General features: G+C 33.8%; 10 protein-coding genes. 3 read left to right on the top strand and 7 right to left on the bottom strand.

Annotated features, from left to right (window positions below):
- From IPK14_18205 to IPK14_18190, 4 genes are all read right to left on the bottom strand, one after another.
- Positions 1-504: hypothetical protein (locus IPK14_18205; protein MBK7995235.1), on the bottom strand; the 504-nt coding region annotated here is incomplete at its 3' end.
- Positions 468-1,199, bottom strand: a complete 732-nt coding sequence (locus IPK14_18200) for a hypothetical protein (protein ID MBK7995234.1) — start codon at positions 1,197-1,199, stop codon at positions 468-470. The genes IPK14_18205 and IPK14_18200, both read right to left, overlap by 37 nt.
- 402 nt (positions 1,200-1,601) lie before the next feature.
- Positions 1,602-3,533: a hypothetical protein gene (locus tag IPK14_18195; protein MBK7995233.1), complete on the bottom strand. Its 1,932-nt coding sequence runs from the start codon at positions 3,531-3,533 to the stop codon at positions 1,602-1,604.
- Between the two features lie 38 nt (positions 3,534-3,571).
- On the bottom strand, positions 3,572-5,392 hold the full coding sequence (locus IPK14_18190; GenBank protein ID MBK7995232.1) for an AAA family ATPase: 1,821 nt from the start codon (positions 5,390-5,392) through the stop codon (positions 3,572-3,574).
- A gap of 501 nt (positions 5,393-5,893) precedes the next feature.
- Here IPK14_18190 and IPK14_18185 point away from each other — a divergent pair.
- The gene (locus tag IPK14_18185; GenBank protein ID MBK7995231.1) at positions 5,894-6,601 is read left to right on the top strand and encodes a Uma2 family endonuclease; all 708 of its coding nucleotides are present in this window, start codon (positions 5,894-5,896) and stop codon (positions 6,599-6,601) included.
- 67 nt (positions 6,602-6,668) lie between these two features.
- On the opposite strand, the gene IPK14_18180 is transcribed toward IPK14_18185, so the two are convergent.
- The 3 genes from IPK14_18180 to sucD form a co-directional block, all read right to left on the bottom strand.
- Positions 6,669-8,555: a von Willebrand factor type A domain-containing protein gene (locus tag IPK14_18180; protein MBK7995230.1), complete on the bottom strand. Its 1,887-nt coding sequence runs from the start codon at positions 8,553-8,555 to the stop codon at positions 6,669-6,671.
- 388 nt (positions 8,556-8,943) lie between these two features.
- A complete protein-coding gene (gene ndk / locus IPK14_18175) occupies positions 8,944-9,360 on the bottom strand; it encodes a nucleoside-diphosphate kinase (GenBank protein MBK7995229.1) in 417 nt (138 codons plus the stop codon).
- 37 nt (positions 9,361-9,397) lie between these two features.
- A complete protein-coding gene (sucD, locus tag IPK14_18170) occupies positions 9,398-10,270 on the bottom strand; it encodes a succinate--CoA ligase subunit alpha (GenBank protein MBK7995228.1) in 873 nt (290 codons plus the stop codon).
- A 393-nt stretch (positions 10,271-10,663) separates the two neighbouring features.
- Between sucD and IPK14_18165 the strand changes: the two genes are divergently transcribed.
- Together IPK14_18165 and IPK14_18160 are read left to right on the top strand one after the other, a co-directional pair.
- The gene (locus IPK14_18165; GenBank protein ID MBK7995227.1) at positions 10,664-10,876 is read left to right on the top strand and encodes a hypothetical protein; all 213 of its coding nucleotides are present in this window, start codon (positions 10,664-10,666) and stop codon (positions 10,874-10,876) included.
- Positions 10,877-10,997: 121 nt separating this feature from the next.
- On the top strand, positions 10,998-12,359 hold the full coding sequence (locus IPK14_18160) for a hypothetical protein (GenBank protein MBK7995226.1): 1,362 nt from the start codon (positions 10,998-11,000) through the stop codon (positions 12,357-12,359).
- Positions 12,360-12,443: the final 84 nt, after the last annotated feature.

The raw sequence follows: 12,443 nt of genomic DNA, 5'->3' as shown, positions 1-12,443 counted from the left end.
GAGGTAAATATGGCTGGCTGAAGCTATATCATTTATCTTGCTAAAAATATCTACAGCATTGTTAAGATTAAGTAAGGCGTTGTCTACTTCGCTACGTTCAAGAAAATATTTTGCTTTGCCGTAAAATTGATGTGCTATGGCTAAGTCATGTCGCTTTTTGTCGGCTGTTGCATTGCTGGGCAAAGAAATTATCGCGCTAACCATATCTTGGACAAGCTTATCTTGTTGTAAAGTAACAAGTTTGCTGCCTATAAACTCAGCTATTTTAAGCTGTTCCTGGGCTTCTACAAACTTTTCTGCTAAATAAAAATCTGCCCAAGCGGGAAGTAAATCATCTATTACATACATTCGAGAAGGATGCGGATATTTTTCAAATACTTGATTAGCTATAGCTAAATCATTGTTTATAACAGCGTTGGCTAGCTTAGTTTTTTCTGCTTGCCAGATTTGCTCAAAAGTAGGTGCATTTAACACATCAAGGTGTTTTTGGCCTCCTTTTGCCAACCATGATTGGTTTCTAAGGACAGATATTTTTCCCATGCTTCTCGTGCTAATCTCTCTAAAAAAAGCTTTTGAAACATCAAAGCACGGTTAAAAAGTATTGGCATTTCAGGGTTTGTTGGGTTGATGGCAAGAGCTTCATCTATAGTTGAAAGTGCATAAACATAATCTTTTGGCTGTTCTGTATAATCACCCCTAGTAAAATAGGCTGTAGCTAAATCATTGAGTAGCAAAGCATTATTTGGATTATTTTTAACTTCTTTTTCTAGTTTATCAACTGCTGCATCAAATTCCCCTTGTGAAATATAAACGGCTGCAACACCGCGTGTTATGGTTAAAGTTGGTGCGGATATGTCTTCAAGCATAAGCCTTGGGATCGCTACTTTTAAGTCTTCTGGATAGTTGTTTTTTAAGTTTTTAGTGTTTGCGCCTCGGCTTGCTGTTAAATCGTCGTCTTCATTTGTTTCATTGTCTAAAACTATGGTTTCAACAATAGGTTTTTTGGTTTCTTTTTTAATTTTCTCAACTAAAGCTGTATTTATTTGATAAGGCTGATAGTTAGAATAGATAGACAATCTAGCTTCTGTATTACGTAACATATTGGGCGAGCTAGCTATTTTGTCAATGTATTCCAAAACTTGTTTTTGTGAACCAGTAGAATTACTATTTTGGGATTGTTTTACTTTGTAATAAAACAAAGTTCCAAATAACAAAAGATTTAGTATCAAAAGTGTTGTTATAACGTATTTTGGCTTCATTGCGAGTTTGACAAAAAGTAAAAATAATTTGCTTGGGATGTTACTAAGCAATAGATTTCAACCTATTTTGATTAACCTAGGTTGATTTACTTGTACTTATAATAGACTAAGGCTGACAATTACATATTATTTCTAGCGATTAGAATGGAAGCTATAATAATGCTTAATCTTTTTAGAATCAAGTTATTATTAAAAATTTTAACTTTTAATCTTAAGACGTAAAAACTTTCTTAAATCGTACAAAATGTAAGAAAAAAGTAAGAATTTTTGTGTAAAATTTTGTTAAAAATAATGTGGTTTTTACTAAGGAAATAGATTAAGTAATTTTCTGTGGAATATAACCTATAAATTAGTCTTATTTTGATCTCGTTTTAGCCAAGAAATAATGGTAGATAATAGTTGGTTTGTGCTAACAAGTTTTTGGCGGGTGGCTGCTAAATTTTGAGCTTTTGCATAGTTGCTTGCATCACGTTCACGGTGTGATTGGGTTTCTAACTCAGCAGCAACTAGTTTTGCTTGATCTAAAAAATAATTTGCTGCAAGTAATGCTTCTTGCCCTTCTTTTACTTTGCCTGTAGTAAATAATTCTCTGCAAGAAACTCCTACTTCCTGCATTTCAGCTAACAAGGCAATAGCACGACGCATTAACATATTTTGCTTTTTATTTTCCACTTGTGCTTCTTCATCATCGCTTGAAAGAAGTGCTTCTACTTCCCAAGAGGCTACAGTTAGCTGAGAGCGTTTAAGTTGTAAAACTTTAACGGGTAAATCCCTAAGTTTTGTTGCTAGCAAAATACAAATCTCTGCTAAGCGGCTTTGTAACTTCATCTCAATTTGATTTTGATCTATTGCAGATGTTTGCAAAAAGTTTTGCTGTTCGGCTGTTGCTATTAACCTCCCTGTAGCACTAATGGTTGGAACGTTAGCGTCTGATAATGAAGTACCAGGAGTTGAGACAAATAATCTTCTTTCTATAGGCAATTCTGAGGGTTGAGAAGGATAAACAGGCTTTGCCATAGGAGGTAGGTTTGTTACAGGTTTTGCTGTTGGTGGTAGATTTGCTGGTACTATAGGCTTTGCCATAGGGGGTAAATTTGTTACAGGTCTTGCTGTAGGGGGTAAACTTGCTGGCGTTGCTGTAGGAGGTATAGATGACAAGGTTGCTGTTACAGGTTTTGCTGTTGATGGCAAAGTAGCTTTATCAACACTAGCATAAATACTTTGAGAATTATTTCCTGCTGTAAGTAGATTTTGCTCTTTTATATGCGCTCTTAGCAATCGGCTAATTTCTGCTAAAACCATTAAGTTAGATCTATTATTTTCGTAATTATAATTAAGTAAGTCTTTAGCTCGCTCAACCATACGTCGAGCAGCTTCTATGTCTAGGGAGCCTGCTTGACCACGACGAGGGATTACTTTAATTCCTGCTCTTAAAAGTTGGTCACAAATCATTCCTAATTCGCGTTGCTCCTCTTCCATTAACTCTTTAATTCTAAAATCTAATTTTAAGTTAATCTCTATAACTACGGGCAATATTTGAGGATGCCAAAATGAATGGCCTAAATTTTGCTTGGCTTGTTTTATACGCGCAAGTAAATTGCTCTCTATAATTTCATAGTAGTTATCTACTGATTCCAGTTCAGTAAGTAGCCCTTTGATTAAACTTAAATTTGGATCTTCAGAAAATAGCTCGCTACTAGTGAGTTCTGAAGCAAATAAGTTACTAATAATTAGCTGACGATCAACTTCTAATTCTAAAGCTCGGCTTAATAGTAATTCTACTTTACCTTTATCATCTGCTGAGTTTGACTGGACGGCAATCATAAATCTAGCTAAATGAAGCATTTCTTCAGGCAGTAACACACCTTGATCCAAATATTGGCGCATAGTGTAGGGTGGAAGATTGTCATTTAATCTTTGTAACCAGCTTTGATATTCTTGTAATTGTTTTTCTACTATAGTTATTTGCTTAGTTAATTTTACTGGATCAGAAGTATGGAGTTGTAGTTTAATTTGCTTTAGTTGGCTAAAAATTAAACCTGCAATTTTTGGTGGATCAGATTGTGTTCTTAATAACTTATTTAATATTTCACAAGCACTATGTAGTTGCTTAAATTGAAGCGCACATTGCTTAAAGATTTCTGATGGAGACGCAAGTATTTCAATAACTGGGGACTGAGTTTTTTGTGTATTTTCTGTGCTTTGGTTAGATGTGTAACTAAGAGGGATAGCAGGAAATTCTATGCTTTTTTTATTATTAGGTTTTTTAGACACTTTTTCTAGTATTTCTTCTACTAGTATTTTAGTATCAGCTAAAGCTTTTCTAATGATTCTTTTTCTGTATCTGTAGTTTGTTTAATTAATTCTTTAAGTGTATCTAATACAGTTTTTAGTAAGGGGAGCGCGTTTTCAGGGTGATTTAACTCTATTTCACAATTAGCTATTGCTGATGCTGCTAGCCATTTAAGTTTTAAGTTTTCTTTTGCTAAACGTAAAGCTTCTTGATAACTTTCTAAAGCTTCATTTAATAAAGAATCATTTTTTAAGCAATTTCCTAAAGAGATTAATACTTCAGCTTCTTTAATTGTTGTTTTAGTTTCTTGGCAAATAGTTTGAGCTTTTTTAAGCAAATCTCTAGCTGTCTCATACTCTGCCATTGCTGTATAAAACTGTCCATAAATATAAAAATATTTTATTTGTGATTCAGCAGAGGGGTTTTGAGATTGATTTTTTAATAGTTCTAAAGCCTTGCTTGCCCAACTAAAAAAGGTTTTTGCTCTGTCAAAAGCAAATTTATTACAAGCCATTGCTGCTGCTTCTACTGACCAATGAAAAGCTTGAGCAAGTTCATTTGCTTGCAAATAATGATAAGCAATACTACCAGCATTATGATCTACAGCATTGGTGTTTTCTAAAATCTTAGCTGTTTTATTATGTATTATTCTGCGTTGCCTTAGAGAAGATTTTTCATATAAAACTTTGCGTGTAGTGTTATAACAAAATGTATATTTTTCAGAATTATTTAAGATAGATGGAGGTTCTTCATGAATAAGAAATTGTCTTAAACCTTCTTCAATAGCTAAAACAAGTTCTTGTTCTGTAATTTCTGTCGTTTGTTGAAGAAGATCAAAAGAAAATTCCTCTCCAATTACTGCGGCTTGTTGAAAAATACTTAAAACATTTTTAGAAAGCCTAGAAAGTTGAAGTTCTATTAAATCTATCAATGAAGTAGGTAGTTGAACTTCACTTAAATTATCTACTTCCCAGAGCTTTCCAGTCCAACGAATTTTTTTATCTTCAATTAATTGTTTAACTACTTCAATTAAGTAATATGGATTACCGCCAGTTTCTTGGTGCAGTTTGCTAGTAACATTTTCTGGGAAATTATGTTGTGGGAAAATACGATTAATTAAATTTTCTGTATCGGTTTCAGAAAGAGAACGTAACTTTATTTGCTCATAAGCATTATATCTACTCATTCGCCTTAGCCAGGTACGAAGAGGATTTCCTTCTATTGAAAGTTCATACTCTCTAATAGTGCAAACTAAAAAGAAAGGTTTGCTTTGCATTGACCGGATTAAATAGGCAATAAACTCTAAACTTAACTCATCTCCCCATTGAAGATCATCTAGAAAAAACACTACAGGAATTATTTGTGATAACAACAAATAACTTTTAGCAAGCAGTTCAAAATTATAATATTTAGTCGCTTCAGTATTAGTATCTAACGATAGAGTAAAAGAAATACTGGTAATTTCTTTTAAGTGATTTTCAAAAGCTTGTAAGGCTGCATTATTTGGATATTGTTTTTCTAGTAAGGATTTAGTTCTATAAAGTCCATCAATAAAAATTTTATAAGGTGCGCTACTACCTACGTCAAAATACCTGCCATCAATAACAACTTGTTCTTGTTCTGGAAGTTTTGCAAAAAACTGATTAACCAATTCTGTTTTGCCAATTCCAGGATCTCCAATAATAAAGATAGGTTTGCCTTGACCAGCAAAAGATAGTGTTAACCAGTTGTTAAGCTTAGCTAACTCTTCTGAACGGCCTACAAAACGTTCTGAGACTTTATCAGCATCATAGAGATACTCAGTTGTTAGATTTGGCAAAACTAATGAATCATTGCTCATAACATCCATTCACTAAAGCACTTAAAACAATTTTCTTATTCTTAAATAAAGATTTATAGTTTGTGATTTTCTTTTTAAAAATGTTTGGACAAAAGGTTTGTTTTTAAGCAGATTAGTTGTCCCCCTCAAGACATAGAGTTATTTTTTTAGATTGTAAGCTAAAACTTTTAATATTCAATTAGTCTTAATGAAAAATTAACACTTTCATTTTACTTTACTATTTTTCTGATGACTAGTTATAGATTAGTTTATAGCTATTTACCAAACAAAAAATATTCTAAAAAGCTTTGCAAAAAGTTAATTTTACTTATAAAAAAGTATTTTTTAAGTAAAATTAACTTAGCTTAAGTAACTATCCCAGATATTTTTGATCTAGGTTTTAAAGTAATTCTTGGTATGAAAAATAAAGGTGAAATTGTATAATTATTCTGTTTTCTCAAAAATATTTCTCAATATTTATATACAAATTTAATTGCTAAAAGTGTTTAAGGAGAAATTTGCATGACAACTTTAGTAAAACAACCCTTAAAGGAGGATATTGTTTATCCAGAAAGCGATGGTAAGCCAATGTCAGAAAATACTAAACAGTATGAATGGATCGTAACGATCAAAGAAAACTTAGAAGCATTGATACCAAATGCTTTTATTGCTGCTGATCTTTTTTGGTATCCAGTACAAAACCGACCTAGAATTGTTCAAGCACCTGATGTGATGGTAGCGATAGGTCGTCCAAAAGGTCATCGCGGCTCTTATAAACAATGGGAAGAAGGAAATATTGCTCCTCAAGTTGTTTTTGAAATTCTTTCCCCAAGTAATAGTGGTATCGAAATATTACGTAAATTAGAATTTTATCGCCAATACGGAGTAGGTGAATATTATGTCTATGATCCAGAAACAGAAGGGCTTTTTGGGTACACTAGATTAAATGACTCATTACAAGCTGTTGAAAATATATCTGGGTGGGTTAGTTTAATCCTTGGTATTAGGTTTGAGCCTAGCCCAGACGGATTAGCAATTTATTATCCAGATGGAAGAAGGTTTCTTACTTTTCAAGAACTACTAAGCCAAGCAGAAAATGAGCGACAACGAGCAGAAAACGAGCGACAACGAGCAGAAAATGAACATCAGCGAGCGGAAGACGAACGACAACGAGCAGAAAAACTAGCTGCAAAACTACGCGAAATGGGAATTGATCCAACGCAAATTTAATAATTAGTTTTTATTTGTGGATGCAAGTTTAATAATCAATAAACTTGCACCCACAGATAAAGTTAATTTATCGTTTAATAGGTATGCTTGCTACTTTAGGGCTTAATTCTAAAGCTTTTTTCACCATCCCAAGAAATTCTTCTCTTTCAGGGTTATTTTTTTGTGTGCTAGATTGAGCAATAGTTGAAATTTTTTCTAACGACCAATTTTTTGCTTCTGGGCTTTCACGTAAAACTTCTGCAAGTGCAGTAACTGCAATAGAAAATCGAAAATCTTCAGATGTTTGATCAAAGTTTTGTTTTAATCTAGCTAAATCATAAGTTGCTGCAACTTCTTCGGCAGGAGTTTCTTCTTTAGCATCAGGTGTTTTATAGCGTAGTCTAACAGTAGCAACATTGCTTGAAGGCTGTTTTTTTAGCTGGACTTCATAAATTGCTGTAACTGTATGACCAGCACCTATTTCACCAGCATCAACTTTATCATTACGGAAATCTTCATCAGCAATATCACGGTTTTCATAACCAACCAGACGATATTTAGCTACAGTTTTTGGGTTAAATTCAACTTGAATTTTGACATCTTTTGCTATTACTTGAAGTGTTCCGTTTAATTGCTCAACAAAAATTCTTTTTGCTTGCGCAATGTTATCTATGTAATAGTAATTGCCATTACCTTTGTTAGCAAATTGTTCCATCATCGTATCTTTATAGTTACCCATTCCAAAACCTATTGTGCTAACGGTAATTCCTTCTTTTACATATTCTTGTATTTGCTCCAAAATCTCCTGATGGCTAGTTTTACCAATATTAGCATCTCCATCCGAGCAAATAATAATTCTATTAATACTATTAGGTGCAAAAGAAGCGTGAGCTTGCTTATAGGCTAGGTCAATTCCGGCTTCCATTGCTGTCCCGCCGCCTGATTCTAACTCATCAATTGCCGATAAAATAACGCTTTTTTGACTTATTGGAGTTGGAGATAAAACTAAATTTACTCCACCAGCATAAGTTGTAATTGCTACTGTATCGTGATCTTTTAAGTGTTTAACCAACATTTTTAGGCTTTGTTTAACCATTCCTAATTTATCATCAGAAGCCATTGACCCACTATTATCAACTAGAAAAGTTAAATGTGTGGGTGGACGATCTGCTAGTGTTACTTCACGCCCTTTTAGACCAATTCTTAGCAAATAGCGATTAGCATCAAAAGGAGATGTGCTAGCTTCCATAGTTAAAGAAAATGGATGTTTAGTTACTGGGTTAGGGTATTGGTACTTAAAATAATTAATAAATTCCTCAACTCTAACAGAGTCTTTTGGAGGGAGTACACCTTCATTTAATTTGCGACGTGCAATTGTGTAAGAGCCTGTATCAACATCAATTGCAAAGGTTGAAAAGCGGTCTTTTTCGCTATTTGTCCAAGGATTGACTCCATAATTTTTGTAGCCTTCTGTGTTTTGTTTATTTATAGGAAGATCTGCTACATCTCTAGCACTATAAGTAGCGGATAGTTGGGATGTACTTCTTTCAATTGTAACAGTTTGTCCTGTTACTTCTACTATATCGGCTGTACTACCTACACTAAGTACAAGATTTAATTTTGTTTTTAAGGTTTTAGAAAGAGCGATATTTTGACGATAGGTTGAATTAAACCCATCAGCAGTCACTTTAACTTCATAAATGCCTATTGGCAAATTTGGAAATATATATTCGCCATTCTCATCTGTTGTTACAGATATTTCTGCACCTGTTTCAATATTTCTTATTGTAACTGTTGCACCTGGAATAACTGCTCCTGCTTCATCTGTAATTACACCGCTAATGCTACCAAAAACTTCTTTTTGAGTTTGGTTTTCCTGGATAACTGCTTGAGAAGTAGGAAGTTGGGGAAAAGAAATAATTAACGTTGAAGAAATTAGTGTTATTAAAAAAACACGAAAAAATATTTTACTCATAGTTGCTCATACCTCGCTATTTATTTTCTAGCCTTTAGCTAGATACACTAATACCCCGAACGTCATATCTATAGTATTTACTTACTACTTATATGATAAGCAAAAGTGATAATTATTATTATGGATGTATTTTGATTTAATTTTTAATAAGCAATTAAAATGCCATTCTGTTAGTTATTAGAAAAAGTATTTTTATTAGTTGATTATAAAAGCTTTAGAATAATGCCAAAGTAGAAGAATCATTGATTTAAGGAAGTTAATAATCTTATAGGGGTCTAAAAAAATGGATTTAAAACCAAAAAATAGTTATTTTAGCTATTTTAGATTATGAATTAATAAAGACAAACTCTTAAAAACTTAAAAGCTTGTCTTTATTTGGAGAGATGTTTTAGACAAGTTCAAGGCGGTTAAAGAAGTAAGAAACTTCAATAGCAGCATTTTCTTTTGAATCCGAGCCATGAACAGCGTTGCGCTCAATATCTGTTCCAAAATCACCGCGCAGTGTACCGGCAGGAGCTTCTTTAGAGTTGGTTGGCCCCATAAGCGCACGCCATTCTGGAACAGCATTTTCTTTTTCTAATGCCATTACAACAACCGGGCCGCTAGTCATAAATTGAACTAAACTACGGAAAAAAGGTCTTTCGCTATGAACTGCATAAAAGCCTTCAGCTTGTTTTTCAGATAAATGTAAAAGCTTAAGTCCGCGAACCTTAAAACCAGAATCCAAAACACGTTGGATAATGTTGCCAGCATTGTTAGCTGCTACTGCGTCTGGTTTGATAATGCCAAAAGTTAAATCGCTCATAAGAGTTTTTTTGATCTCCTTAAAAATTTTGAAAAATTTATTTTTGTAGTGCTTCTTGTACCTTTGCACCAATGTCAGCCGGGCTACTTACTACATAAATACCTGCTTCAGACATCATTTTCATTTTCTCTGCCGCAGTACCCTTGCCACCTGAGATAATTGCTCCAGCATGTCCCATCCTTCGGCCCGGAGGAGCAGTTTGACCAGCAATAAAGCCTATTACAGGCTTAGTCATTTTCTCTTTTACAAATATGGCTGCTTCTTCTTCAGCACTTCCACCAATTTCACCAATCATTACAACTGCATCTGTGTTTGGGTCTGCTTCAAAAAGTTGGAGTAAATCTAAGTAAACCGTTCCAATAATTGGATCTCCACCAATTCCAACGCAGGTAGATTGCCCTAAGCCAAGCATTGTTAGTTGATGAACCGCTTCATAGGTAAGTGTTCCACTACGAGAAATTACACCTACTCGGCCTTCTTTGTGAATATGGCCTGGCATAATTCCAATTTTACATTTACCTGGTGAAATTACCCCAGGGCAATTTGGGCCGATTAATTTTACGCCATGCGCTTTGACATAATGAAATGCCTTAAGCATATCCAATGTAGGTATGCCTTCAGTAATACAAACAACTAATTCAACTCCAGCATCGGTTGCTTCCATAATTGCATCAGCAGCAAATGGAGGAGGGACATAAATAACACTAGCATTTGCTCCGGTTTCTTTTACCGCATCAGCAACAGTATTAAAAACAGGGATGTCTTCATGTGTTGTTCCACCTTTTCCAGGCGTAACACCAGCAACAACATTAGTGCCATAAGCTTTCATTTGTTGAGTGTGAAATGTCCCTTCTTTACCTGTAATTCCTTGAACAAGCAAACGGGTAGAATTATCCACTAAAATAGTCACGGTTTTTCCTCCAAGTAGGGTGATAGAAATGGCTATTGTCTAAGTTTTTGGACTGCAACAAAAAGGGTAAAAGACCATAGACTTTAAGCTTTTTGCTAGACTAAGCACCGAAAATGTTATGCTCAAACCTTGTTGTTAATTTACAATATTTCTTTTAGGTAAAAGTAAAGAGGATAAAAAATAAGTGAATTTTTCATTAAAAAGGGCAATATTTTCTTGATACTCAAAGATGATTTTGCTACCCTACCACTTTTCTTAATCACATACTAAACGTGTTAACACAGCCTATAGGGTTATCTCCTATGGAAAACCACAATTACTAGATCTTGCAAAATTGTAAAATTTTGTGAGAAATACACAAACCACCGATAAAACAGTTAGGAGAACATACTTATGAAACAGAAACATAAAAATTTAGATATTCTCTTAATAGCAGCCAAGAAAGTTGAATCCGAACGTCAAGCAGCACGTCGAGAGGCTTTTCAACAAATGGTTCGTGTACTGCAAGCAAAAGCAGAGCCAGAAGTTGTTAACCAAGTAGATAATGAGAGTATAATTGAGTCTAAGCCCAAGTATTTTGCTAAAGCTAAAACTATGTCCTGTTAAAAAATAAATTATTTGCATAAGATCTATTTAGCCCAGCAATTTCAGTAAATTAAGTGATGTACGCTAGATTACTGAAAATGTTGGGCTAAGTAATTTAATAAACTGTTATTTTTGAACATTTATGAGCAAAGTTTTATTTCTTAATCAACCTTCAATGGGTCATCTAAATACTTTACTAACCATAGCTTTGCAAATGAAGGAAGATGGGCATGAAGTATCTTTTTTAGTCCATGGTATTAAGAATAATAATTCAAAAATAGAAGTTTTTAGAGTAGCTTCATTAATTCCTCAATTGATTGAAAAAAATAATATAAAAGTTGATCTTGTGACTCCATCATTGCTAGCTGCTATTTTAGGGGTTGCTCTGCCTTTTGCATCAGGCTACAACGAACTTATGCTAGCCATAGAAGTAGGTGGAACAGCAATAGAGCATTATACAAAACAAGTAATAAATCACCTTGAAGCAAACAAATTTGATGTTTTGGTTTCGGATTTTGCATTTTTTGCAGCACATATAGCAGCAGAATATAAAAATATTCCTTGTGCTACAGTTTTTCATAGTGGATTGCCATTCAAAGGAAAAAATATTCCTCCTTTTGGTAGTGGGTTGCCAATTGGCGAGCAAGCAGAAATTTTGGGTCAAAAATATTTACGCCGTGAAAGATTTATTTTTTCTAGGTTAAATAGCCGTATTAATCGCGCTAAGGGCAAATTTGGATTGCCTTCTATTTCAACAGATACATTAAGCAAGCCTTATTCTAAATGGTTAAACTTAATCACTAGCGCGGAAGCAATAGAAGCGGAAAGAGATAGTTTAACTGACAATACTTTTTTTATTGGCCCTTGTTTTGCAAAACGAAAAAATCAAACAACAGATTTTCCTTTTGATAAACTTCGCTCAGATAAATATAAAGTTTATGTTTCACTTGGAACGGTTTTTAATAATAAACCAAAAGTTTTTCAAAAAATAATGAATGCACTTAACTATCCTGACTATCAAGTTATTATTAGTGGTGGAGGGGCTTATGAGAAATTAAAACAAGGTTTTGTTCCTGAAAATGTTTTGCTTTTTCCTAGCGTTCCACAAATAGATTTACTTCCTAGAGTTGATTTAGTTATTGGTCATGGTGGGAATAATACTACTAATGAAACTTTAGCTGCTGGTAAACCATTGATTGTAATGCCAATAGGTGGGGAACAAGGAGATAATGCTAGTCGGGTAGAATACCTAGAAGTAGGTTTACGTATTAATATTTATGGTTTTAGTGAAAATGAATTAAGAACAAAAGTTGATATAATCCGCACAAAAGAAGAATTTGCCCAACGAGCAACAGAATTAAAAATAGAACTAGCAAAAACAGATGGGGCAAAATCTGCTGCTATGCTTGTTGAACTGCTAGCAAAGTCTAAAAAGCCTTTACTGCGCCCAAAAGGATTTCCCTTAACTGTCACAAATGAGAATAGGTTACAACTTTTAACTTAAACTTTATTTTTAATATACTTTAGCCACATAGCTATTTGCTGTTATGTATAATAATTTAGCGTAATCACCTATTATTTAGCTAAA

The organism is Blastocatellia bacterium, assembly GCA_016713405.1.
In the GTDB taxonomy this organism is placed as follows: domain Bacteria; phylum Acidobacteriota; class Blastocatellia; order Chloracidobacteriales; family JADJPF01; genus JADJPF01.
This window is presented reverse-complemented; position numbering and strand designations above follow the sequence as displayed.

Coding starts and splice junctions, on each gene's coding strand:
- IPK14_18190 (MBK7995232.1), bottom strand. CDS start 5,392: ATGAGCAATGATTCATTAGTTTTGCCAAATCTAACAACTGAGTATCTC.
- IPK14_18185 (MBK7995231.1), top strand. CDS start 5,894: ATGACAACTTTAGTAAAACAACCCTTAAAGGAGGATATTGTTTATCCA.
- IPK14_18180 (MBK7995230.1), bottom strand. CDS start 8,555: ATGAGTAAAATATTTTTTCGTGTTTTTTTAATAACACTAATTTCTTCA.
- ndk (MBK7995229.1), bottom strand. CDS start 9,360: ATGAGCGATTTAACTTTTGGCATTATCAAACCAGACGCAGTAGCAGCT.
- IPK14_18165 (MBK7995227.1), top strand. CDS start 10,664: ATGAAACAGAAACATAAAAATTTAGATATTCTCTTAATAGCAGCCAAG.
- IPK14_18160 (MBK7995226.1), top strand. CDS start 10,998: ATGAGCAAAGTTTTATTTCTTAATCAACCTTCAATGGGTCATCTAAAT.